Source organism: Bradyrhizobium sp. STM 3557 (genome assembly GCF_045571465.1).
In the GTDB taxonomy this organism is placed as follows: domain Bacteria; phylum Pseudomonadota; class Alphaproteobacteria; order Rhizobiales; family Xanthobacteraceae; genus Bradyrhizobium.
The window spans coordinates 1,227,034-1,250,750 of the sequence record NZ_CP120697.1 but is presented as its reverse complement, the minus strand read 5'-3'; the positions used below and the strand labels follow the sequence as shown (position 1 = coordinate 1,250,750).

At 62.5% G+C, this 23,717-nt stretch carries 19 protein-coding genes; 3 read left to right on the top strand and 16 right to left on the bottom strand.

From position 1 onward, the window contains the following. Nucleotides 1–62: 62 nt before the first annotated feature. From P6U24_RS05645 to P6U24_RS05620, 6 genes are all read right to left on the bottom strand, one after another. Complete coding sequence (locus P6U24_RS05645) at nt 63–1,928, bottom strand: tetratricopeptide repeat protein (protein ID WP_407158196.1); 1,866 nt, start codon at nt 1,926–1,928, stop codon at nt 63–65. Next, nucleotides 1,925–3,331 carry an HlyD family type I secretion periplasmic adaptor subunit gene (locus P6U24_RS05640; RefSeq protein ID WP_407158195.1) on the bottom strand — a complete coding sequence of 469 codons (1,407 nt, stop codon included), beginning with the start codon at nt 3,329–3,331 and terminating at the stop codon, nt 1,925–1,927. The genes P6U24_RS05645 and P6U24_RS05640 overlap by 4 nt, the downstream gene beginning before the upstream one ends. Next, complete coding sequence (locus P6U24_RS05635) at nt 3,273–5,426, bottom strand: peptidase domain-containing ABC transporter (RefSeq protein ID WP_407158194.1); 2,154 nt, start codon at nt 5,424–5,426, stop codon at nt 3,273–3,275. Before P6U24_RS05635 ends, P6U24_RS05640 begins: the two co-directional genes overlap by 59 nt. Nucleotides 5,427–5,746: 320 nt before the next feature. Further along, nucleotides 5,747–6,928: a TIGR03118 family protein gene (locus P6U24_RS05630; protein ID WP_407158193.1), complete on the bottom strand. Its 1,182-nt coding sequence runs from the start codon at nt 6,926–6,928 to the stop codon at nt 5,747–5,749. A gap of 712 nt (nt 6,929–7,640) precedes the next feature. Next, complete coding sequence (locus P6U24_RS05625) at nt 7,641–8,834, bottom strand: serine hydrolase domain-containing protein (RefSeq protein WP_407158192.1); 1,194 nt, start codon at nt 8,832–8,834, stop codon at nt 7,641–7,643. Between the two features lie 49 nt (nt 8,835–8,883). Continuing rightward, nucleotides 8,884–10,524 carry a flavin-containing monooxygenase gene (locus P6U24_RS05620; protein ID WP_407158191.1) on the bottom strand — a complete coding sequence of 547 codons (1,641 nt, stop codon included), beginning with the start codon at nt 10,522–10,524 and terminating at the stop codon, nt 8,884–8,886. 368 nt (nt 10,525–10,892) lie between these two features. Between P6U24_RS05620 and P6U24_RS05615 the strand changes: the two genes are divergently transcribed. Both P6U24_RS05615 and P6U24_RS05610 read left to right on the top strand, forming a co-directional pair. Continuing rightward, nucleotides 10,893–11,777 carry a helix-turn-helix domain-containing protein gene (locus P6U24_RS05615; protein ID WP_407158190.1) on the top strand — a complete coding sequence of 295 codons (885 nt, stop codon included), beginning with the start codon at nt 10,893–10,895 and terminating at the stop codon, nt 11,775–11,777. Between the two features lie 472 nt (nt 11,778–12,249). After that, the gene (locus P6U24_RS05610; protein ID WP_407158189.1) at nt 12,250–12,372 is read left to right on the top strand and encodes a hypothetical protein; all 123 of its coding nucleotides are present in this window, start codon (nt 12,250–12,252) and stop codon (nt 12,370–12,372) included. Between the two features lie 28 nt (nt 12,373–12,400). On the opposite strand, the gene P6U24_RS05605 is transcribed toward P6U24_RS05610, so the two are convergent. From P6U24_RS05605 to P6U24_RS05560, 10 genes are all read right to left on the bottom strand, one after another. Then, nucleotides 12,401–13,414, bottom strand: coding sequence for a formate dehydrogenase subunit gamma (locus P6U24_RS05605; RefSeq protein WP_407158188.1), 1,014 nt, complete (start codon nt 13,412–13,414; stop codon nt 12,401–12,403). 40 nt (nt 13,415–13,454) lie between these two features. Next, the gene (fdh3B, locus tag P6U24_RS05600; protein ID WP_407158187.1) at nt 13,455–14,051 is read right to left on the bottom strand and encodes a formate dehydrogenase FDH3 subunit beta; all 597 of its coding nucleotides are present in this window, start codon (nt 14,049–14,051) and stop codon (nt 13,455–13,457) included. Between the two features lie 13 nt (nt 14,052–14,064). Continuing rightward, complete coding sequence (locus P6U24_RS05595; protein WP_407158186.1) at nt 14,065–17,007, bottom strand: formate dehydrogenase subunit alpha; 2,943 nt, start codon at nt 17,005–17,007, stop codon at nt 14,065–14,067. Nucleotides 17,008–17,009: 2 nt separating this feature from the next. Beyond that, on the bottom strand, nt 17,010–17,228 hold the full coding sequence (locus P6U24_RS05590) for a twin-arginine translocation signal domain-containing protein (RefSeq protein WP_407158185.1): 219 nt from the start codon (nt 17,226–17,228) through the stop codon (nt 17,010–17,012). A 29-nt stretch (nt 17,229–17,257) separates the two neighbouring features. Further along, nucleotides 17,258–18,037 (bottom strand): Cro/CI family transcriptional regulator, encoded by a 780-nt coding sequence (locus P6U24_RS05585; RefSeq protein WP_407158184.1) that lies wholly within the window; start codon nt 18,035–18,037, stop codon nt 17,258–17,260. A gap of 113 nt (nt 18,038–18,150) precedes the next feature. Further along, nucleotides 18,151–18,786, bottom strand: a complete 636-nt coding sequence (locus tag P6U24_RS05580) for a DUF3306 domain-containing protein (RefSeq protein ID WP_407158183.1) — start codon at nt 18,784–18,786, stop codon at nt 18,151–18,153. Further along, nucleotides 18,783–19,298, bottom strand: a complete 516-nt coding sequence (locus P6U24_RS05575) for a DUF3305 domain-containing protein (RefSeq protein ID WP_407158182.1) — start codon at nt 19,296–19,298, stop codon at nt 18,783–18,785. Before P6U24_RS05575 ends, P6U24_RS05580 begins: the two co-directional genes overlap by 4 nt. After that, nucleotides 19,295–20,302, bottom strand: coding sequence for a DUF6352 family protein (locus P6U24_RS05570; protein ID WP_407158181.1), 1,008 nt, complete (start codon nt 20,300–20,302; stop codon nt 19,295–19,297). The genes P6U24_RS05575 and P6U24_RS05570 overlap by 4 nt, the downstream gene beginning before the upstream one ends. Beyond that, on the bottom strand, nt 20,299–20,838 hold the full coding sequence (locus P6U24_RS05565; protein ID WP_407158180.1) for a DUF6505 family protein: 540 nt from the start codon (nt 20,836–20,838) through the stop codon (nt 20,299–20,301). Before P6U24_RS05565 ends, P6U24_RS05570 begins: the two co-directional genes overlap by 4 nt. Next, entirely contained in the window at nt 20,835–21,542 is a 708-nt protein-coding gene (locus P6U24_RS05560; RefSeq protein WP_407160794.1) for a biotin/lipoate--protein ligase family protein, read from the bottom strand. The genes P6U24_RS05565 and P6U24_RS05560 overlap by 4 nt, the downstream gene beginning before the upstream one ends. 196 nt (nt 21,543–21,738) lie before the next feature. On the opposite strand from P6U24_RS05560, the gene P6U24_RS05555 reads away from it, so the two are divergent. After that, nucleotides 21,739–23,709, top strand: coding sequence for a 4Fe-4S binding protein (locus P6U24_RS05555; RefSeq protein ID WP_407158179.1), 1,971 nt, complete (start codon nt 21,739–21,741; stop codon nt 23,707–23,709). The last annotated feature ends 8 nt before the right edge of the window (nt 23,710–23,717 follow it).

The following is a 23,717-nucleotide window of genomic DNA, read 5'->3' as shown; positions in this document are numbered from 1 at the left end:
ACATCACCTCCATCGCAGGGTTTGGGCTTCGCGATCCCGGTCGCAGACTGCTCACAGCAGCTTCAGAGCTTTGCGAGATGGATAGGACGGCGCATTCGTTCAGATGGTTGCGTCGGCGGCACGAACTGAATCGATGCGAGATCAAGGCCCGCATCTGGCAGGCCTTGAGCTGACGCACGCCCCAGCCACAGACGTGCTGATTCCAGATCGCGCTCGCCCGCCAGCCCTCGCGCTAAATATCGACCCAGCATCTTTTGAGCTTCGGCATGGCCCCGCTCAGCGGCTGCCTGGAACCAATGCTGCGCCGCAGGCGGGTCCGTCGGCACGTCATGTCCACCGCCGCTCAACACCCCCAGCGCGTACATCGCGCCAACGTGCCCCTTGACGGCGGCCTTCTCGAACAACGCGGCCGCCGCGAGATGATCGCGCGGTCCGCCGCGACCATTCACCATCATTTCCGCCAGAGCCGCCTCGGCATCCGCAATGCCGACCGCGGCAGCGCGCGCGATCCAGGCACGACCTGCCTCGGCATTGGCCTCGGTACCACGCCCGTCGACAAGCATGCGGCCATACCAATATTGCGCGTTCGCGAGCCCATCGGCAGCACGACGGAGATACCGGAGCGCTTGCCGCTCATCGCGCTCAACGCCGGCCCCTTCTGCCAGACAGAGACCGTAGTTGAGCGCTGCCACCAGATTGCCGGCCGTAGCCGCCTGCTCAAGCCAATGGCGCGCATCGGTCAGGTCTTCGGCGCGGCCATCGCCGAAACCCCGCAAGAGAAGATTGGCGAGATCCACCCGAGCCTCCGAATCACCGGCATCAGCGGCGATGCGCAACCAGCTCGCCGCCTCTTTCGGGTCGCGCGCCACCCCAACGCCAGTCAAATAAAGCAGGCCGAGCGCCCGCGCCGCGATCTGGTGGCCGGCTTCTGCCGCACGGCGAAACCAGATCGCCGCTTCTGCATGATTGGGCGGCAGCGCCCCTCGCTTGGCGTAGAGGTCGCCGACAAGCGCCGCCGCATCCGGATCGCCGGCCAATGCCGCCCTGCGGAGCCACGACTCACCTTCTGTCGGATTTGGTTCGACTCCAAGCCCTTGCATCAGCACGCGTCCCCAGTTTGCCTGGCCCGAACGATTGTTCTTGGCAGCCGCTTGCCGGTAGAGCTCGGCCGCAGCCGCGGGATCTCGCTCCGTTCCACATCCATGCTCCGTCATCACGCCAAGCAGATGAATCGCTGGTGCCAATCCGGCCTGTGCAGCACGACGGAGATTTTCGACAACCCTGCGCCGCCCTTCCTCATCCGTGACTGATCGAGCCAGCGACTGCGCGTATCCGAGCGCGCCCTGAGGACAACCGGCCTCGGCGGCGCGCTGATACCACGCATGCGCCTCCTCCGGGTTGCGCATCGATTCCGGGCCAGAGCTCAGGATGTAGGCAAGCACGGCCTGTCCGTCCGCGGAGCCGCGCTCGGCTGCCCGCCGCGCCCATTTCTCCGCCGCGACAAAGTCGGGGGCCAGCGCTTGGCTCGCTGAGAACAGATTTGTGGACGTGGACTCGCCTGCAAAGGCTTGCGGGTCCGCTCCGGCACCAACCCCGTGAACGTGCAGTGCCGCGAGCAACCACTGGGCCTCGACATGTTCCTGAGCCGCGGCGCGCGTGAGCCAGCGCGCGCTCTCGGTGACGCTGAGCGGGACGCCTGAACCTTCCAGATAGCAGCGCCCGACCCGGTATGCGGCCTCTGCGTTGCCGGCATCGGCGGCACGGGCGAACAGCGCAAAGGCCCGTGTTGTCTGAGACTGCTTGTTCAGGCGGATTGCGCGTCGCAATGCTGCCGATGCCGACAGCAGGCCGACGACACGATCGAGAAGACGCGCTCGTCTCGTAGCTGCGCATTTGCGGCCCGCGGTCCCTTCATCGGTGCATCTCACGGTTCGCGCATCCCTTCCGACATCACTGGTAGAATCCGGCCAAGCAGATAAGCCATAACGGTGCGCTTGCCGACCTTGATGTCGGCGGCAACCGGCATGCCGGGCATGACGTGAAAGCCAGGCGGCACGTCGTGCAGCATCAATCGGTCGAGGGTGATGCGCGAACGGTAGAAGGGCTCGGCGCCGGCCGGGTTTACAGGACTCGCGCCGGTGCGGGCTTTCGTGCTGTCCTGCGCGGCAAAGCTGTCGGCGCTGACAGTGCGCACCATTCCATGCGCCAATCCGTACTGTGTCGACGGAAAGGTGTCGAACTTGATAGCTACCGGGGCTCCCGTATGAACGAAGCCGTGATCGCGTCCGGCGATATCCGCCTCGATCTCAAGCGGCGCGTCGTCGGGTACAAGCGTGATCAGCTGCTCGCCCGTTTGCAGCACGGAACCCTCGGACACCTTGGCAATCGTCAGCACCGTGGCATTCCGGTCAGCGCGCATTTCGATCAACTCGCGCCGCAAGAGCGCCTCGTTCAGCGACTCACGCGCGTCACTCAACTTTCGAGCTGCTTCCGACAGCGCTTGGCCGATCTGGCCATGCCAGTTTTGAACATAGGCGTCACGCTCCGCAATCATCGCGGCAAGCTCTGCCTTCGCGCTCTCCCCTGTATTGAGTGCTGTGGACAGGCTGCGCTCGATCTCGAGCCGGCTGTCAGTCGCAATCAAGGCGTTGAGCTGACTTCCGACCTGCAATGCCTCGAGTTTCTTGCGCATGGTCTCCACGGCTTGCGCAACGACCAGCCGCTCGCGGAAAACTCTGGCGTCCGCAGTTGACCGCGCCGCGGTAGATGCCAGCGCATCGATCTTCTGACGATAGAATTCCAGCTTGGACTTCCGTTCCGCCTCACGCTGCGCGTAGATGCCAGCCTGAAGCAACATCGGCTGGTCAGTGCCCGAATATTGGAAGGGCTGCTGCTCCACCTCCGCCTGCATGCGCGCCACCTCGGCTTGCAAGCTCGAGACTTGTGCCTGCAGCGCGCCGACATCAGCGCTGGCAAACGTCGGATCCAGCCGGGCAAGCACGTCGCCCGCGTGAACGCTTTGCCCTTCCGTCACATCAATCGAGCGGACGATCGACGTTTCCAGAGGCTGCACGACCAGCATCGGTGCCCGGGAGACCACCTTTCCGTGCGCGGTGACAACCCTGTCGATCGGGATCAGCCACATCGCCGCTACGCACGCGGCAAACATGCCACCGATCATCCAGATAGTGCCGCGCGCCGCGCGGGGCACGGGAGCCGCAATGACTGCCGTGGTCGGCGACTGGAATTCCAAGACCATCGGAAGCGTCAAATCATCCGATCGGCTCGTGAGACGAGTTGCACCGGAATGGCGCGTGAGCAAGAGCGGCATGACGTAGCCCTTGGTCTTCGAGATGGCGGTTCTGCTGCATCCAGAGCTGACGGTAGATGGTGCAGCGTTCGAGGAGCACGCGATGCGGCGCGATATCAACCGCCCTGCCCCTTTCCAGAACCAGGATCTGATCACAGTCGATCAATGATGAAAGGCGATGCGACACGATCACCATCGTCCGGCCGTGTGCAATGCGAATCAGATTTGCGTTCAGCAGCGCCTCGCTCTCCGGATCGAGCGCGCTGGTCGCTTCATCCAGGACCAGGATCCGCGGATCGCTGATCAGTGCCCGCGCAATCGCCAGCCGCTGCCGTTGCCCGCCTGAGACATTCGGCGAGCCTTCCTCGATCAGGGTCTCATAGCCGTTCGGCATGCGCTCGATGAACTCTTCGGCGCCGGCAAGGCGCGCGGCGAGCACGGCGTCGTCCAGCGTCAGCCCCGGCCGACCAGCGATGATGTTGTCGCGTATCGAGCCACGGAACAGAAAGTTTTCCTGGAGCACCACGCCAAAGTTCTGGCGCAGATGACGCAGGTTGATATCGCGCACGTCGTTGCCGTCGATCTTCAGAAAGCCGGTGTAGTCGCGGTTGATGCCCTGCAGCAGCCGTGTCAGGGTCGATTTGCCGGATCCGCTACGCCCGACGATACCAAGCCTTATGCCGGGCGGGACCTCGAAGGTAACGCGGTCAAGCGCGGGAATCGTCGTTCCCTCATAGGTGAAGCTGACATCCTCGAATGAGATGGCGCCAGCGAACCGCGGCAGGAGCCCGCCAAAGGCAGGCTCGGACTCCGGCGGACGATTCAGAACCGAGGCTGCTTCACCGATAGCAGCTGCGATGCTTTGGTAATCCTCTATCAGACGTGCGAGCCCGGCGAGCGGCTGGGCCACACGCATGCTGAGCATCATGAAGGCGAACAGCGCACCGACCGCATAACCGCTGTTGTCGGCCAGAGCCATGTAAGCCCCCACCAACACGATACCGATGGACATGAAACGCTCGATCGGGGCAACTATCGTCTGTGGCCAATTCGTCAACTTGCCGAAGGCAAGGCGCCACCTCGCGGCATCGGCGACGCGCGCGTCCCATAGCGCGCTGCGTTGCCGTTCCAGGGCGAGTGATTTGATCGTCTTGATCCCGAAAATGGTCTCGCCCAGCGCCGAGGCCTTGTCGGTCTCGGCGCGAACTACCTTGGCGAACACCTGGCGCAGCGGCTTCAGGAAAGAGAGGATGACCAACATGATCGACGCCGCGCAGGCCAGGACCATCCAGGCCAGGATGGCGTTGAGAAGGAACAAAAACGGCAGCAACACGACGAGCGTCGTCAAATCGAGAAACGTACTCAGCAGCTTGCCGGTGAGGAATTCGCGTATCTTGTAGACTTGCACGATCTTGTGCATCGTTTCGCCGGCGGGATGCCGCTCGAAATAGTCGAGCGGAAGCCGCAACACGCGATTGAAGACATGCAGGTTCAGTTTTGCATCGAGGCGCGTGCCGACGACGAGAACGATCAGCCGGCGGGCATAGCCGAGAAGGACCTCGAACACGGCCGCAGTCGCGAGCAGTACCGCGAGCAGCGCAAGCGTCGAGTAGCTATTGTGGGTAAGGACCTTGTCGACCACGCTCATGACCAGCAATGGCGGAAAGATCGTCAGAAAGCTCAATGTCAGCGACGCTAGCCCCACATCGCGCAGTGATCGCTTCTCCTGCAGCACTAGGCCCGCGAGCCAGCTCAGACCAAATGGCTTTTCGGCCTCCGGCTGACCACGCGCGGCGCGCAGCAGGATCGCCTCGCCCGACCAGACCTGCTCCAACCGCAGCTTATCCACGGCAATTGTGCGCCCGCCTGCAGCCGCGCGGGGGTCCTTGAGGACGACGATATTCTGCTCGGCATTCGCACCGACCAGCAACCCGGCACCGCCGTCCGTGAACAGCAGCACCACCGGCCCGGCGTCATGCAACCGCATCAGTTGGCGCCACCGCAGCCGTGCCGCGCGCGCCCACATGCCGGCGTTCTGCAGCCAAGCGGAGAGCGCAGCAGCGGAGGGCACTTGTTTACTGTCGATGCAGGGGAGCTCGCGCGGATCGAGCGTCATGCCATGGAATCGAGCCGCGTTGATCACGGCCTCTAGGCGCGCGTGGCTCTCGTGGCCGCCCACACTAGGGCAGGCCGCGCCATTCCCCGCCGCATGCCCGTCTCCGGGACTGGCTGCGGATATTCGCGACCGACTATCGATGTCCAACCCGAAAGACTGCCCGCCCATTATCTCCACGAGCGGTCCTCCTCAGACTAGCACTCCTTTGCATTCTAGGAATTCGGCCCTGCAGCGCCGCCGATACGGAGCTCCGCATGTGCGAAGAACTCCGTGCAGCAGAACGAAAAGCCGAACGCCATCCCTCAGTCGTGGCACCGCCATCAGCCGTGCGGATGCGAGCCCGGCATCGACATTGCGGATCGATCCGGCTCGGGGGTCGCCGACAACGAGCCAAACAGACCCTGAGCTTCGTCCTGCACACCGGCCGAAAAATAGATCTTGTTGGGGTCACTGTTGCCACTGCCATTGCCGGGAACCAGAGCCCAGAGATCACCAATGGTGATTGGAGCGCCGGCAGCGTCGAGCAACTTGCCGTCAAAGTGATCGCTCTTCAGATTGAAGGCATTGATGGTGCCGTCACCGAAATTTCCGACCAGTAGATCGCCGCTCAGCTCTCCAAAGGACGTAGGTGCGATTGCAAGCCCCCACGGTGAATCGAGCGGCCCGCGCGATGCCACCCTTTGGAGCAAGTGCCCTTCGAGGTCGAACTCGTCCACGAAGCCGTGGCCCGCACCGGCGACGTCGTCGTGCTTGGCCGCGTCCTGCAACGCGAATGTCACGAACAAATGTCCATCAAGAACCTGGACATTGAAGGGCGCGTAGCCCTGCGGCAGATGCTTGTCGGTGAAGCTGTTCACCTGCGTGAAGTTCTTGTCGTAGACTTCGACCTTCCCACTGTTGAAGTTCGCCGCAAAAAGGAACGTACCGTCGTCGTTAGTGCCGATCGCGAGCCCCTTGTAAACGGCGCCCTGGCTCGAATGATCGACGGCAATGACCGAGTTTTTGGGATCTACGTTCGGGCTCCAGCCGGATATGGTGCCGTCCTCCGATGCGAAGATGAACTTCGACGAGTCAGTCTTGCCGCCACTGGTGACGTCGAAACCGCTTCCCGCATTGAACACCTGTCCGGTGGGGGCGGAATGGTCTTCTCCGGCAATTCCTGCGACCGTTACAAGCTGAGGCCCGGCCGGCATTCCGGCAGCATTATAGATTGTCGTCACGCCCTTGCCGTTGTCCGAGACCCAGAAAAGCCCGGTCGGGCTTTCGGCAATGCCCCAGGGATTGATGAGGTTTGGATCGATTGTCGTTGTCGGCGTGACGCCTGGCGTCTGCGAGCTATCCGCGACCAGATTGGTCTGCGTGATGGCGACCTCCTGGTTTTCGTGATCGTGATCGTGGTGGTGACGATGGTGGTGATGACCATGGTGGTGATCCGGACTCATTGCGTCCATGATTTCCTCCAGTTTCGTGGCGCGAAGATCCCCGCGCAGGTCGAACGACATGCGGATTCTCGGGCCATCTCCATTCGGAGCTGGCAGCGCTTCTGGAACAGGAAAATTTCCAAACGCTCGTAAAGCACGAGCGACAACCCTGAGTATCAGTTCCGACGTCACGCCAACTCAAATGACCTTTTTGTTAGTTTTTTCACGATCGGGTGACACTCGGGGGTGGCGCTTGGCGAATTCGGATATCGCATCTCATCGTTAGCGACCAGAGACCGTGTTGCGAGCTACAACTGTGTCGAACGCGGCACGGCGTCAGGCTGCAGTTCGCCAAGCACTCCAGGCTACTGCATCAGTTTAGCACCATAAACGACGCGGCCCCAATGCAACGAACGCCGCCGAACGCAAACGAAGCAGGATCAACGAAGCCGCCCGATAATCCGCCGTCCATAACGGTCGGGTTTCGGGTTCGAGTCATGCCGGGCTGACCAGCAAATCGGTCGGTGATTAGACCTCTGTTTGGCCAGATCGCCGCACCAGAAATGCCTTTTCTTCGTCCACCGAACCTGCGATTGAAGCACGGAGGCCCTGGTCGGGTAGGAAGCGCGGCCTGGTCTCACAGCATGAGAGGTTGGAATGGGTCGTATCCTTCATTAGCCGTGACATCATGCGGATACGCCCGACTGGACATTGTCGGACGGTCGCAGTTGGAGACCGGCCTCAAGGAAACAGGTCGCGCTGTGCGAGAGTTGCGATCTCGATCCATAAAAATCTAGCCCGCCTTTCGCTGCCTCAGGCTCTCGTAGAACGCGGTCTCAAAATTCATGTAACCGATAAACGATGCTAGATCGCCGAAGGGAAGAATCTGGGTGGCCCAGAACCCGCCGTATCCGTTTCGTCGATCGATCCAGTAGAACAGGTTAGCAAGTCCGGCCCAGCCCAGCGCACCGGCCGGACGTCCCGTAGGCGCCTCCTCGTCGTTGATCATGAAGGTCAGCCCCCAAGATTTCGACTGACCTGGGAAGAATTCCGCGTCATTGCACAGCGCGGGGATGACACCCGTGATGGGCGTCACCTTGTTGTCGCCCAGATGGTTCCTTTCTGCCATGCGCACGGTCTCGGCCTTCAGCACACGGCCGTGCTCGCCCACACCATCGTTCAGCCACATGCGGATAAAGCGCATATAGTCGCCGACGGTGCCGTAAAGGCCGTGGCCGCCCATGTGCACTTCGGGCTTGGCGGGGAGCTCGAAATCCATTGGCGTCAACGAGCCGTCGGCATTTCGCGCGTGGATCCCGGCCAGCCGCTTGCGCATCGCATCGGTCAACTCGAAAGTCATGTCCTTGACGCCGAGCGGTTCGAAGATGCGCGCCTTGAACACCTCGCCGAGCCGGCGGTCCGTGATGGTCTCGACGATCTGGCCGCACCAGTCGAGATTGGTCCCGTAATCCCACCGCTCGCCCGGATCGAACAGCAGCGGCGTCATCAGGCAGGCCTTGGTCGCAGTGATCACGCTGGGTTGACCCTTTTCCTGCGCCAGCCGATTATAGATGTGGTTAATGAAATCGTAGCTCAGCCCGGCGGTGTGTGTCATCAGCATGCGCGTCGTGATGTCGCGCTTCGGCGGCCGCAGGATCGGCTCGCCCTTGGCGTCAAAGCCTTCGATGACCTGGAGCTTGCTGATCTCGGGCGCATAGCGCTTGGCCGGTGCGTCGAGATCAAGCTTGCCCTCCTCGACGAGTTGCAGCACGGCGGTACCGGTGATCGCCTTGGTCGTGGAGAAGATGGCAAAGATGCTGTCCATCGTCATGTCGGCCGGCTGATCAAGATGGCGCTTGCCGAACGCACCTTCGTAGACGTTGCGGTGGCGGTCCGTCACCATCGCGACCACGCCGGGCACGCGCGGAGTGGATGTAACGACATCGTCGAGAACGGCGTCTGCCGCTGCACTGAAGTTCGTGCTCATGATCTTCCTCCCTCCTTATTGGAATGATTTCGTCGACGCGACGCTTCGCTCAGTGCATGGCAAACCCCTGGTAGTCGTTGGCCGCGACCTCGTCACACTTCTGACGATAAGCGCCGACACCACCGCAGTAGGACAACACACGGCGTGGCTTACCCTCGACGTTCGAGCCCAGATACCAGGAATGGGTTTTTGCAATCAGCGTCGCATTGGCGATCTCATCGTGATGGACTACCCATCCATCCTCCGCCTCCTTTGTCGGTTCGACGACCTTGAAGCTCTTTCGACGCATGTAGGCGATGCAATCGTCGATCCATTCGACCTGCTGCTGCAGGCACGTGGTCATGTTGCAGAGCGCGGCCGAGGGAGCGAGCGGCACCGCGGTCGTAAAAAGATTCGGATAGCCGTGAACCTGCAGGCCCATCGTGGTGCGGATATCCTTGCTCCAGTCATCCTTCAATGATCGCCCGCCGCGGCCCCTGATATCGATCCGCGTCAGCGCACCAGTTCCGGCGTCGAATCCGGTTGCCAGAATGATGATGTCGAGGTCATGGAGCGTGCCGTCGGCGGTCTTGATGCCCGTGGGCGTGACGCAATCGATCGGATTGTTCTTGACGCCGACAATCTCGACATTGGGACGATGGAAGGCTTCGAGGAAGTTCTGCTCGAGCGGGACCCGGTGCGTCCCGAACCCGTATCCGGAGGGAATGAGCTGCTCGCACAGCTTTGGATCCTTAAGCCGTTCACGCATCTTCTCGCGTACAAATTCGGAGATCTCGGCATTGACATCCTCTTCAAAGAACAGCTCGGCGAAGGACGATATCCACAGTTTCAGGGAGCCATCGTTCCAGCAATCCTCGATCACCTCGTGCCGCTGCTCTCGCGTCAGACCGGCCCAGCTGTGCTCGAAGTCGTATTCAAATCCGGTAAAGGTGTGCGGCAATCGCTCCGCGAAACGCTTGAACTTCGACTTGTAGGATTCCGCCTCCGCCGCGCCGTACTTGGGATTCTTCATCGGGATGATGTATTGCGGCGTGCGGATGAACACCTTCAGGTGACCGACCTCGCCCGCGATGGTCTGGATGACTTGGATGCCGGTTGCGCCGTTGCCGATGACGCCGACGCGCTTGCCAGCGAAGTCGACCGGCTGCTTGGGCCAGCGCGCGGTGTGAAACAGCTGCCCCTCGAATGTCTCCTGTCCCGGGAACGATACGTGAGGCGCCGAGAGCATGCCGCAGCAGGTGACCAGGAACTGGGTGTCGATCACGTCGCCTTGGTCGGTCGTAACCAGCCAGCGTTGCGTTGCCTCGTTGAAGTGCGCGCTCTTCACGACAGTGCCGAACTGGATGTCCTTGCGGAGATCCAGGCGATCAGCCACGTAGTTCAGCCAACGTTCGATTTCCGGTTGGCCGGGGAATTTCTCGCTCCAGCTCCATCCCTTGTAGAGCTCCTCGGAGAAAAGGTACTGATAGATATAGCTTTCCGAATCGAAGCGCGCGCCCGGATAGCGATTCCAGTACCAGGTACCACCGACGCCTGACGCCGCGTCGATAGCCCTGACGTTCAATCCCTGCTCGCGCAGGCGGTACAGTTGATAGAGCCCGGCGACGCCGGCTCCGACAACCACCGCGTCGAATTTTGCCGTCGCGTGCGCACCATTGCTTCCATTGGACTTGGTCGCGGCTTCCGTCATTTTTCCCTCCTCTTGTGTTTCCGGGTGCGCGCGGCCTTCCCCGTCCGTCGTGTCATCGGACGGTGGTGCATCGCGTCATTGTTGGTCCCGGCAGTGCGATCGGACGCGTTCACTTGGCCCGCGGCCGTTCCGCCGTTCGTTCTCCTGGTTGGGACGTAGAGGAGGCTACGAGACCGTCGTAGTTCGGGGCTTGAACAGAATCGACAATCCTTTGAACGAAGTCACGGGCATCGCAAGGCGCGGCATGGTCTCAGCACGGCTCGCTTGGCAAATGATAAAACCGGCTTATGCTGCCCCTCTGCCATTCGGCCAATGAGAAGCAGAGGCGGTCAACCGCGCTACAAAATCCAGGGAGGGAGGCTCGCGCGATGGGCCAATTCATCACGGTCGAGGAGCTGCCACGTTACGCTCCCGGCCAATTGATGCTGGACAGTTCGGCGGTGGGGAAGGCCGACTTTCGGCTGCGGGTATTCCGCTATGCGCCATCCGACATCTGGGTGCCGCCATCCGAAAACTTCCTGATCGTCACTTATCGCGAAGGCACGACGTCGATGAACCGCCGCCTGACCGGCGCCTGGAAGCAGGATCATGTGGGCCGTGGTGTCACAACCCTTCTGACGCGCGCGGAGGCTTCGAACTGGCGCTGGAGCCACGACATCGAAGTCAGCCATTTCTACATCTCCCCGACACTGATGGCGAAGACCGCCAGCGAGGCGTTCGACCGCGATGCGGAAGGCGTCGAGCTCCACGACCTGCTCAGGATCGATGATCCGGTCCTGACCTGGATCAGCGACCAAATGGTTCAGGAGGTTGCCGCGGGAGTTCCGGGTGGACGCCTCTGCTACGACGCGCTGGCGCTTCAGGCCAGCGTACACATCTTACGAAAGTATGCCTCTGTGCGCTTCAAAATGCCCTGCTCGCAGGGACGTTTCAGACCGGCCCACGCAAGATTGATCGAGGACTATATCGAGCAGAACATATCCAGGAACATCACGCTCGAGGAATTGGCCAACATCTGCAACTGCACACCGGTTCAGTTTGCGCGCAAATTTCATGTCCACTACGGCATGCGGCCGCATGCCTACGTCTTGAACCGCAAGGTGGAACGCGCGTGTCAGCATCTTCGCAAGGATCGCCTGGCGCTAAAGGAAATTGCGTTGCTGAGCGGGTTTTCGGATCAGAGCCATCTCAACCGGGTCTTTCGCCGACACATGAACCTCACGCCGGCCGAATATCGCAAGAAATCAGCATGAGCCAGGCCCGACCGAGGGAAATCGCAGGGAAGCGAATACGCCTAGCGACGTTTCTACTGCACCAGTTTCGTACCAGAAACGATCTGAACAAAGCTGCACGAACGCGCTCGATTTCAAGCGAAAGTCCGGCAAAATCAATGAAGCAGATTTTTGTTCTCCCGCTCATAACGGTCGGATTGCCGGTTAGAGTCTCCAAGAACTGGTCATTGCTGCGGCTCATCGGTCAATGTTGCTGTCACATCCACGACCCCGAGGCCTTGTTCGACGTGACTGACGTTCTGAAGTTTCGGTAAGCGTCGTGTCGTTTTCGACTTACCGTCTCCACCCCTTCGAGGATATCGTTTCCACTGATCAGCGCCGGTGGTCGGCGCCATGGCCGTCCGCAGAGCGTCACCTCTCCTGTGGTGTGCGGGGTTCGCACGCGAACTGCAGCAGGGCCCGCGTGCACCATGGCCAAATGCGGAGGATTCGGATGAAAGCATTCTTGCTTGCTTGCGTGGCGGCTATCGTGATCGCGGCCGCCTGGGCTGCGGTGCTGAGCAGGATCCAGGAGCCTGTCGCACAGGCCTTTGCGACAACAGGCGTACGTCTCTAGGGAGCGGCCAACGGCAGCTCTCCCGCCGCTACTCTGCTGCGGAGGCGGCGTGGTGCGGCTGCCGCTGGCTGTCGTTCGGACCGGTGCGCGCCATTTCGTCGTCGAGCCAAAGGCTGTGATGCTCGCGCGCCCAATTGACGTCGACCTCGCCTGACCCCATTGCCTCGAATGCGCCTTCCATACCGATCGTGCCGATATAGGTGTGCGCCAGCATCGCCGCGATGAACAGCACCGCGACGATGGCGTGAACCATCTGGGCCATCTGCATGCCCTCGATCCCCGTGACATAGAACGGGAACATGAGGAAATAGCCGCTCGCAGCGACAAGACCGCCTCCGATCACGACGATCCAGTAGATCCCCTTCTGGCCTGCGTTGAAGCGACGGGCCGGCGGGTGATCATGCCCGATCAGGCCGCCTCCCCGCTTGATCCACTCCACATCCAGCTTGTTTGGGATGTTGCCGCCGATCCACATCAGAAAGATCAGCACGACCCCAATCGTGAATGGGAAGCTCAAATAATTATGCGCATACTTGGCCCATTGCGACCATTCCGAAAACGTCTCGAATCCGAGCAGCGGCAGCAGCAGCGGCCGTCCGAAGGTGATGTTCAGTCCGGAGAGCGCCAGAATGATGAAGCAGGTTGCGGTCATCCAGTGTACGAAGCGTTCGAACATGTTAAAGCGCACAATGGTGCGCCCTGATCGTCCGCTCTCCAGGCGGACCATGCCACGCGTCAAATAGAAAATCACGAGCAGCGCGGTCATGCCGAGGATGGCGATGCCACCGGTCCAGCGCAGCGTTACATTGCGGAATTCGCGCCAGTCGCGTCCCGCCGGTTGCATGAGCACGCTGGAGCGTTGGTCGGGAATGCTGACGCGGCCCTGGATCCGGTCCATCTCCTGGAGCAACTGCCGCTCGGTGACCGAGCTTGCTGTCGGATTGACCTGTTGAGCGCTCGTCGGGGTCGGCGCCGCCGTGATCAAGAAGAGCAAGGCGGATGCGCCGATAACCAGGTGAATGATCCTTGCAGATGAGCTCATAACTCCTCCCTGGTCATGCGCGCCCCTGTCGACATCCCACTCAGGACTCGATCGTCTCGTGATAGGCCGTCGCCCAGCCCCATGCGCCCGAGCCGTAGCCGCGCTTCATCACGCGCTCTTTGTAGATTTGAGCTATGATCTCCCCGTCTCCGGCAAGCAGTGATTTGGTCGAGCACATCTCGGCACAGAGCGGCAGCTTGCCTTCGGCAAGCCGGTTCGCGCCATATTTCTCGTATTCCTCCCTGCTGCCGTCGGCCTCCGGCCCTCCGGCGCAATAGGTGCATTTGTCCATCTTGCCGCGCGAGCCGAAATTGCCGACCTTCGGATATTGCGGCGCGCCGAACGGGCAAGCGTAGAAGCAGTAGCCGCAGCCGATGCAGAGGTCCTTGGAGTGAAGCACCACGCCGTCGGCGGTGGTGTAGAAGCAGTTCACCGGGCAAACCGCAGCGCACGGCGCATCGGTGCAGTGCATGCAGGCCATCGACACCGAACGTTCGCCCGGCTTGCCATCCTGGAGGGTGACGACGCGGCGCCGGTTTATGCCCCACGGCACCTCGTGCTCGTTCTTGCAGGCCGTCACGCAGGCGTTACACTCGATGCAACGGTCGGCGTCGCAGAGAAACTTCATACGTGCCATCGTCGTTGCTCCTTTATGCCGCCGCGATCTGGCAGAGGGTGACCTTCGTCTCCTGCATGTTCGTCGCGGGATCGTATCCGTAGGTGGTGATCGTGTTGGCGCTCTCGCCGAGCACGATCGGATCAGTGCCCTTGGGGTAGTTGCCCCGAAGATCCTTGCCTGCGAGCCAACCGCCGAAATGGAACGGCATCCAGGCCACGCCCTTGCCGACACGCTCAGTGACGAGCGCCTTCATCCGCGCCCTGGAATTGCTCTCGGCACCCGTGACCCAGACCCAGCCGCCGTCCTTGACGCCGCGCTCGGCGGCATCGGCAGGATTGATCTCGATGAACATGTCCTGCTGCAATTCGGCGAGCCAGGGATTGGTCCGCGTCTCCTCGCCGCCGCCCTCGTATTCGACCAGGCGGCCGGACGACAGGATAAGCGGAAACTGCTTGGCGATTCCCCGTTCTACGGCCGCCTTTTGCACCGAGAAGCCGATATTGGGTACGCGGAATTGCTTGGCATCAGGCAGCGTCGGATATTTGGCGACCAGGTCCACGCGCGGCGTGTAGATCGGCTCGCGGTGAACCGGAATGGGATCGGGTAAGCCGAACGCATTCATGCGCGCCTTGCCGTTGCCGTAAGGGACACAACCGTGTTTCAACGCGACGCGCTGGATACCGCCGGAAAGATCGAGAGACCAGGACACCGTGTCCGGATTGGCCGGATTGATTCCGTTGATGACGGCCATTTCGGATTCGGTGAGGTCGGTGTCCCAGCCAAGCTTCTTCAGCACCGCCAGCGTGAATTCCGGATAGCCGTCCTCGATCGCAGACCCCTTCGAGTACGAGCCATCGGCGAGCAGGCTCACTTTCCGCGTCGTGCCGTCCGCCAGCTTCTCCTCGCGCTCGATGCCGAAGCGCGGCCGGAACGTGCCGCCGCCGTCCATCACATGCAAATTGGTATTGTAGAGCAGCGGCGTACCGGGATGCTTGACCTCCGGTGATCCCCAACATGGCCAGGGCAAGCCGTAATAGTCGCCACCGACCTCGGGATCGTCCTTGGGCGCCCGCATCGTCAGCACGTCAAACTTCGCCTGATTCTTCATATGCGCCTTGAGGCGCTCTGGCGATTGCCCGCAATACCCCGTGGACCAGCTGCCGCGGTTCATCTCGCGCAAGACATCCTCTGCCTCGGGCAAATTGTTCTCGACCTTGATGTTCTTGAACATCTGGTCGGCGAAGCCGAATTTCTTCGCCATGAGATAGATGACCTCGAGGTCGTCCTTCGATTCGAAGACCGGCTTCACGATCTGCTCGCCCCACTGGATCGAGCGGTTCGAGGCGACGCGCGAACCCTTGCACTCGAACTGCGTGGCGACGGGGAGAATGTAGACCCCCTCCTTGCGTCCCGCCTCGACGGCGAGCGAGGCCCAGGTGGTCGGATGCGGGTCGGCAATGACGAGCAGTTCGAGGCCCTTGAGGCCGTTCAGCGATTCGGGAATGCGCGTGATGCTGTTGGAGGCGTGTCCCTGCACGAACACCGCCCGCACATTGTCCTTCTGCCCGACCTGTTCCTTCGGCAAGGTCACGGCGTCAAACCAGCGGGTCAGCGGGATGCCTGGGGCTTCCATGATCTGCTTGGATTCGAAGCGCGACTTCAGGAACTCGTAGTCGACCTCCCAAACCCGCGACCAGTGTTTCCAGGCGCCTTCGGCGAGGCCGTAGTAGAACGGCAGCGTGACGATATCGAGCCCGACATCGGTCGCGCCCTGCACGTTGTCGTGGCCGCGGAAAATGTTGGCTCCCTTGCCCTCTCCACCGACATTGCCCGTCATCAGCAACGCGATGCAGCTGGCCCGCACGTTGGCGGTACCGACCGTTTTCTGCGTCTGGCCCATGGCCCAGATCAGTGTCGCCGGCTTCTCGGTGGCAAACATCTTGGCGACACGCTTGAGCTGCTCGCCCGGAATGCCGGTGACGCGCTCGACTTCTTCCGGAGGCCACTTCTCCACTTCCTTCCTGACATCGTCGAACCCGTAGACGCGCTGCCGAATGAACTCCTTGTCCTCCCAGCCGTTCTGGAGAATGTGCCACATCATTCCATAGAGCACCGGGATGTCGGTGCCCGGGCGCATGCGCACATATTCGGTCGCATGTGCGGCCGTGCGCGTCAGACGCGGATCGATGACGATGAAGTTGGCCTTTTGCAGCTCCTTGCCCTCGAGCAGATGCTGCAACGACACTGGATGCGCCTCGGCCGGATTGCCGCCCAACACGACCTGGGTCTTGGCATTCCGGATGTCGTTGTAGCTGTTGGTCATCGCGCCGTAGCCCCAGGTATTGGCGACGCCGGTGACGGTCGTTGAATGGCAGATGCGTGCCTGGTGATCGGTGTTGTTCGTTCCCCAGAACGCCCCTAACTTGCGGAACAGATAGGCGCCTTCATTGGTCATCTTGGCCGAGCCGAGCCAATAGACGGAATCGGGCCCCGACTTCTCACGCACGGCGAGAAGCTTGTCGCCGATCTCGTTGATCGCGCTATCCCAGGAGACACGCGTCCACTGCCCCCCTACGAGCTTCATCGGGTAGCGCAGCCGCCGGTCGCTATGCACGAGCTCGCGCACGGAGGCGCCCTTGGCACAATGCGAACCGCGATTGATCGGGGAATCCCAACTCGGCTCCTGGCCGATCCAGACCCCATTCAAGACCTCCGCCGTCACCGTGCATCCGACGGAGCAATGCGTGCAGATGCTCTTGCGAACGGTCGCGCCCGCGGTCAGCGGTCCGGCCATCGCCGCTTCCGCCTTGCGCACGCTACCGAGCGGCATGGTGCCGAGGGCGGCGAGCGCACCGCCGGCAAGGCCAGATTTGCGCAGAAAGCTGCGGCGATCGAGACCACCTGCCTGAGTTGCGAGGGCGACGGCAACGGAGCCGTGGCGTGGCGAATGCCGGTCTGTTCGCTTGATCAGCACAGTCAGCCTCCGTTAGCGGGATAACGATTGACGCGGTAATAGGCTTTGACGTGATCAGATTCCCTGTAGCGCGCCTTGCGCTTCTCATCGTTGGTCTCGCTGTCGGCCACCGCTGACCCGACCAGCGGTGTCGCGAGCGTCGCGCCGACGCCCACCGTGCCGGCGCCGACCCTGCGCAGGAAGTCGCGGCGTCCGACTCTGGCCTTCCCGTCTTCACTCATCGCATTTCTCCTCGACCCGCGCGGGCCGGTCAGTTGGCGAATGTGAATGCTTCCCTCTCGATCTCGATAAAGGTACGGCCGAGCGCGCCGACCGCACGATAGAAGCTGGCGCTCTCTGCATCCTCGATGTCGGTGAACAGGCGTCCCATCCAGGGAGCGACGTGTTTCTCGAAAAAGGTGCGCTGCGCGTCGGACGACGCCTCGAAACGGCCCCCGGCAAAACCTGCCATGATCTCGCAGAGGACGGCCGCGTGATCCTCGGGCTCCGAATTGTTCGCAACACGCTCGATCCCGAGTGTCGCGAGATCGGCGCGCAGGCGCGACAGCGGCCGCTCGTTGAGAAAACCGGTCAGATAGTAGGACGCATAGGGCAAGAACTCACCACGACCGACACCAACGAACAGATCGAAATATTCGCGTTCGACCTTCGCTGCGATTGCGCCAGCCGCAGCCGCGGCCAGCGCAGCATGCGCCCGCCCGAGCGGCGTCACATCCCCGGTCAATGCAGCCAGTTGATCGAGCAGCTTTCTTGATGGCGCTGCGGACAGAAGCGAGGCCAGCAGCAAATATTCCTGCGCACGCGCCGCGTCGATGGGATCCACCGGTTCCGCGGACAACGGCAGGTCACTGTAGAGATCAGGCCGCAATTTGCTGCGCGATACGCCGGTCGCCGCTTCGACCTCAATCACCCGTTGTGCGGGTACCTTGCTCCAATTCGAAACGGAGGGCTGGCTGATGCCGATTTTGCGCGCAAGCTGGGCAACGCCGCCGGCAGCGTCAATGGCGCGATGCAGACCCTCGTCCCGCACGTGGACCTCCCATCCAAGTCCCAGGTGCTTGATTTTGCTTTTTTCTAAGAATGCGAAGCGTAATCCTCGCTTCGCGGATGGTCAACGCTGGCATAGCCGAACGCTATGAGCATCTAAAATGGCAGCGCGCCACCATGCATGCCGCGTCGCCGCATGGGAACGGTTTCTTTTTTCTGGGTGTCCTGAACTCCTGCGTGGTCTGTCGCCACCGGTTGCGCTGCAACAGGAGCGGACACAGCGGTCCCCTCGACCGCGCACGCGATTTCGGCAACTTCCTCCTGATGCAGTTCTCGTGAAGAATCCTCGGATTCGACGGTCAGATCCGGCAGGGATTGAGCCGTCTTGCCCAAGCCACCGACGATCCGATCAACCAGCTCGGCCAGCTCTCCGGCGGAACAATCGAGCGGGCCGAAACCCGGCATCGCGGTCGGATCGTTGAAGTCCCAGGCGTTCTCCGCGAGCCCGACGAAGTCGCGAATGGCAGGATCGGCGCTCCAGGCGCGACGAAGCGCAGCACGCATCAGCTCCTGCGGAATTCCTTTGTGCAGGAATGCCTTGATGTCGGTCGCGGACGTTATCGAGTCGAGTGGTGGCAGGTCCGACAGGTCGAATTCGACATCCTTGTTCCTGACGGCGGGCGGCGGTGCAGATCGCACGTCCTCGTGTGTTACCGTCTCCGGCGGCGTGGCGCTCGCTTTTGCCTCCTGCTTGCGGCGAGACCAGCGTCTCAGGAACTTGTCCTCACTCATTCATGCCCGCCTTCATGCTGGCGGCGCGCCAGCGCCTCCGGATTGGCCGGCCGCCGCGTGCGTTTGAAGAACTCCCGTTCGACGTGGTGCTCAGCGACGAAACTTTCAATCGCCTGGTGCAGCGTCTCCGGCATGGCCACCGCCTCGACGAGATTGCCGGCGGCTTCTGTAAAGGCCTCCCCTTCCGCGGGATCGGCGGTCGCGGCCGTCACCGAATAGGGCCAGGCACCTTCCGCTGGGGACAACACGATCCAGATGCCTGGACTCCCGGAGGCGAGATTGTCGCGATAGCGCGCGGTCTCGGAGAGATAGAGATCGACTGTGGCACTGCCTGCATAGAACAGGGTGGCGCCGTGCTCCTCGCGAAGCACGGTCCAGGGTTTTGTCTCCGGCTCGTCCGGCAGCACGGCGACAGCGCGCCAGACGAAGTCAGCCCATTGCGATCCCGCCTTGCACCGTTCGACCACGATGCCGACGGGGATGCGGACGAGCGGCGGGGCGGCGGCGTTCACGTCATCATCTCCAGATGCTTGATCGGCAGCCCCGTCAGCAAATTTTGCGGCTTCATCCGCAGCTTCTGATCGGACGTCATCGCAAGGATAAGATAGACCGGCCCGCCTTGCACAGTCTCTATCGCCGCGCCCACGTCTACAAACGTCAGGCGGAACAACGCGAGCACCTGGCCGGCTCTGCATTCGTCGAGACGTTCGCCATACCAAAGACGGTCGCCGAGCGCGCTGCCGTCGGCATCGAGCCCGACATACCAAGTGAGCTGCGCATCATGCAGCTCGCGCAACGGCTCAATGGCAACGTCGATTCCGAGCAGATGGGAAATCCAGCGCGCCATGGCCTGCGCCAGCGCAGCTCGCCCGCGGCCGCCTGCGGTAAAGTCGAACGCCATGTCGAAATGGTCGCTGCGTCGCCAATACTCCCCGGCGTTCGCCTCGCTCAGCACATCCAGCCGAGCGTCGGTCATAGTCCCCAACATCGACATCAATGAGAGCACCGGGGTCGTAGTCTGCCCACCGACCACCTCTTCATCGCCGAGCAGTAAGGCGTGCTCATGCGGCATGATGCGCTGCGGGCGAAAAAACAGTTCGGCCGCCCGCAGCACGAACGGGTCGTGGCAACCGTCGAGCGCGTTGCGCAGGATCACATGCACGAGCTGATTGACGAATAGCGGCGGCAAATCGTTGGTGCGTGACCGGATGATTGCCAGATAGGCCGCTTCAAGCGTCGGATGTCGCGCAAGGAGATCGCGAAAGGCGAGCACGAAGCGCCAGTTGTCGCGAGCATCCGCATCGGCGATCGCGGCGACCGTGCCCGCGCTGACCGGCTTGCGCGGGTTGGCGAGCAGCTCGCGGTGCAACCTTCGTTCGACCGCGCAGGCATCCTCCGGCGGCATCAGCTCGGGACGGGCGAAATAGGCCTTCAGGAACTCGTCGGTGACGCTGAGCCGGCCGTCCTCGTCGCGATCGAGCAGATGGTGGCCGCACGCGATCCAGAAATCCTTCATCGCTGTCGCGGCTCCTGGCTGATTTCGGCAAGGTGGAGATCACCGTCTGGCTCGTCTTGCTCCTCCACTTCCATGAACGAGAATGCCTTGCCATGTCCCTGCCCTTCGCGCAGTTGCAGCCTGCGGAAGACCTCGCGGATGTCGCCGTCGCTCGCCGAGCGGTGGACGGCAATGAGCGAACTGATCGGGTGAGCACAGAGCGATCGCACGAAGGCGACTTCCTCTTCCGCGGCCGTCCGCGCAGTCGGCAGGTCCGGCGCGCCGAAACGATCGACAAGCTGCTGGGTCAGCAATTCGATCAGCCCCTGACAATCGTCCGGCTTCGCCGGGACAATCTGCGCCAGTGTCGACCAGCCCCAGGATTGCACGCCGAGGAAGCCGCTGCGGAAAGCCGCGCGCGCCTTTCCGCTCAGTTTTGCCGGATCGCGACCGCAGAAGCGAAAGGCCCCGGAGACGACCCATTCGCCTGAGACGGCCGGCTCGTCGAACACAAAGTTGTCCGAGCGATCCAGCGCGATGCTGCGCAGCAGTTTCACAGCCGCGGCCCTCCGATCGTCGGGTCGAGCCAGGAAGGCGCGGCGAGTGCCTTCACTAGCCCGTTCCGCTCGGTCGTATCGGCGCCGAGGCGCCGGGTGAGGAGATCGCCGCGATCGTCGATCCGCAGGAGCCTTTGCCTCGCGCGGGCTAAGCGGCCGAGGTAGTCGCGCGCGACGCTGTCAAAGCCATCGACCCGCCAGCCATCGATCGCCCGCATCAGGTATCGCGCAAAGCTCTCGGTCACCTGCACCGCCCCCGCTTCGCCGAAACCCTCCTCGTCCAGCGCAGACGCGAGCGGATGAACCCCGGCGCCCGGATCAGTCATCGCGACGGTTCGGATCATGGCGCCGAACACGAGCCATGCAGTCGGCTCGTCCTCATTTGCCGACGACGGCCATCCCATCCGCCCGCCACCGACCAGCCCGCCGTCGATCCTGATTGCGTCTGGCCAGTCGATCGTGATGACCTTGTTCGGCGGCGCATAGGCGCGAAGAGCATCCGTGAGCGCAACCATGCCGGCGTAGAACGCGCGCCGCGCTGTGCTCAAGGGCTCGTCCGGCTCGAGCACCACGGCAAATTCGGCAAGGTCGAACCGTCCGACATAAACCAACGTCCCGGCGCCGCTTTCGGGTGCAATGCGGCAAGCGTGGGCAAAGGCGTCTCCACTCTCGCGCAAGCGGACGAGCGTGAATGGCGGCGGCAGACGAGTCGGTTCCGCCGGGGAAACATGGCTGGTTGGGGTCGACCGCAGGTCGTCCTCCACTTTCCTTTTCTTCCCGATAGAGAATATCTATACGAAGCTAGGGAATGGCGCGAGTCCGCCGATCCGCGTTGCAGTGACGGAGGCCACCTTGGAGCCGCCAGCGAAGACCGTCCTGATCTGCTCGTGTGAGGACACGATGCACCTCGACGTGGCCGCGATCCGGCGCGGATGCCGAAACTGCGAGATCAAGACCTTTCGTCATCTCTGCGGGGCGGAGCTCGATCATTTCCGCAATGCCGCAAAGGCGGACGGGGCGCTGACGGTCGCCTGCACGCAGCAGGCCGCGCAGTTTGCCGACGAAGCCGGCGAACGTCCTGACGGGATCAACTTCGTCAACATCCGCGAGACCGCGGGCTGGTCGCGCGATGGCGCGAATGCGGGCGCGAAAATGGCCGCGCTGCTTGCGGCCGCTGCGATCTCCGCACCGGACTATCCGCTCGTCACGCTGTCGAGCGACGGCATCGTCCTGATCTATGGGCGCGACGAGGCTGCGATCGAAGCGGGCCGGCTTCTCGCTGACCACCTTGATGTCACAGTCATGCTCAAGCAGCCCGGAGACATCGTGCCGGCCGCGGCGACGGTCTTCCCGATCGTCAAGGGAACGATACGCAGCGCGCGCGGACATTTCGGCGCCTTTGAGCTCACGATCGACGACTACGCGCGGCCCCGCCCATCGTCGCGCGATCGCCTCGTGTTCGACATCCCGCGCGACGGCGCGACGTCGCACTGCAATCTCGTCCTCGACCTCTCCGGGGAGATGCCGCTATTTCCCGCGCACGACCTGCGCGACGGCTATTTGCGCGCGGATCCCAGAGATCCGGCGGCCGTGCTGCGCGCGGTGCTTGCCGCGCGCGACCTCGTCGGCAGTTTCGACAAGCCGAAGTATGTCGACTTCACGCCCGGTCTCTGCGCCCATTCGCGCTCCAAGCTGACCGGATGTCATCGCTGCCTCGATCTGTGCCCGACCGGAGCGATAACGCCCGACGGCGACCATGTCGCTATCGACGTGAATGTCTGTGCCGGCTGCGGACAATGCGCGGCCGCATGCCCAACGGGAGCAGCGTCGTACGCGCTGCCGCCTGCCGATACGCAGTTGCAGACCCTTCGCGCGATGCTGCTAGCCTATCACGAGGCCGGCGGCACGCATTCGGTGCTGCTGCTGCATGACAGCCCCCACGGCACGCCGCTGATCGAGGCGCTCGCCCGTTTCGGCGATGGGCTGCCGACCAACGTGCTTCCCCTCGCCGTCAACGAGCTGACGCAGGTCGGGCTGGAAGCGATCATCGGCGCATTCGCTTATGGCGCGTCCGCGGTGCGCTTCCTGTTGCGTGCGAAACCGCGGCATGAAGTGACCGGACTGTCGCAAACGATCGCCATGGCCGATGCCATCCTGGCCGGGCTCGGATTTGACGGGCGCCGTGTGGCCACCATCGAAACGGACGATCCCGAGGCGCTGGATGCACAACTGAGCGGAATCGAGATGCTTGCGGCCGTCGAGAGGCCCGCAACCTTCAAGACCGTCGGGAAGCGGCGCGACCTGCTTCGATTTGCCTCGAGTGAATTGCACCGCCTGGCGCCAACGCCCGTCGACGTGATTGCCCTGCCGCAGGGCGCGCCGGTCGGCGCGGTCAGCGTCAACACGGATGGATGCACCTTGTGCCTGTCCTGCGTCTCGGTCTGTCCGACCGGCGCGCTTCGCGACGATCCTGAGCGGCCCGTGCTCAAATTTGTCGAAGACGCCTGCGTACAATGCGGCCTGTGCCAGAGCACGTGCCCCGAGAAGGTCATCACGCTCAAGCCGCAGATCGATTTCCGCGCGGCCCGTGCGTCCGCGGTCGTGATCAAAGAGGAAGAGCCCGCCCTGTGCATCCGCTGCGGCACGCCGTTCGGCGTGAAGAGCACGATCAATCGGGTTGCCGCAGTGCTCGAGGGCCGGCATTGGATGTATCCCGCCGGCGACAAGAGGCTCGAGGCCTTGCGGATGTGCGCCGACTGCCGCGTCAGCCTCATGAGTGAGCAGCAATTCGATCCGTTCCCCGGTGTTCGCGAGCGGGCGCCTCCGCGCACGACCGACGAATATTTGCGCGAGCGAGACAACAAGCACTAAAGCGTCGT

Bases quoted from the DNA above. Each gene is read 5' to 3' on its own strand.
- P6U24_RS05640 (WP_407158195.1), bottom strand. From the start codon at position 3,331: ATGCCGCTCTTGCTCACGCGCCATTCCGGTGCAACTCGTCTCACGAGC.
- P6U24_RS05635 (WP_407158194.1), bottom strand. From the start codon at position 5,426: ATGACGCTCGATCCGCGCGAGCTCCCCTGCATCGACAGTAAACAAGTG.
- P6U24_RS05630 (WP_407158193.1), bottom strand. From the start codon at position 6,928: ATGTCGTTCGACCTGCGCGGGGATCTTCGCGCCACGAAACTGGAGGAA.
- P6U24_RS05625 (WP_407158192.1), bottom strand. From the start codon at position 8,834: ATGAGCACGAACTTCAGTGCAGCGGCAGACGCCGTTCTCGACGATGTC.
- P6U24_RS05620 (WP_407158191.1), bottom strand. From the start codon at position 10,524: ATGACGGAAGCCGCGACCAAGTCCAATGGAAGCAATGGTGCGCACGCG.
- P6U24_RS05615 (WP_407158190.1), top strand. From the start codon at position 10,893: ATGGGCCAATTCATCACGGTCGAGGAGCTGCCACGTTACGCTCCCGGC.
- P6U24_RS05610 (WP_407158189.1), top strand. From the start codon at position 12,250: ATGAAAGCATTCTTGCTTGCTTGCGTGGCGGCTATCGTGATCGCGGCC.
- P6U24_RS05605 (WP_407158188.1), bottom strand. From the start codon at position 13,414: ATGAGCTCATCTGCAAGGATCATTCACCTGGTTATCGGCGCATCCGCC.
- fdh3B (WP_407158187.1), bottom strand. From the start codon at position 14,051: ATGGCACGTATGAAGTTTCTCTGCGACGCCGACCGTTGCATCGAGTGT.
- P6U24_RS05590 (WP_407158185.1), bottom strand. From the start codon at position 17,228: ATGAGTGAAGACGGGAAGGCCAGAGTCGGACGCCGCGACTTCCTGCGC.
- P6U24_RS05580 (WP_407158183.1), bottom strand. From the start codon at position 18,786: ATGAGTGAGGACAAGTTCCTGAGACGCTGGTCTCGCCGCAAGCAGGAG.
- P6U24_RS05570 (WP_407158181.1), bottom strand. From the start codon at position 20,302: ATGAAGGATTTCTGGATCGCGTGCGGCCACCATCTGCTCGATCGCGAC.
- P6U24_RS05555 (WP_407158179.1), top strand. From the start codon at position 21,739: ATGCACCTCGACGTGGCCGCGATCCGGCGCGGATGCCGAAACTGCGAG.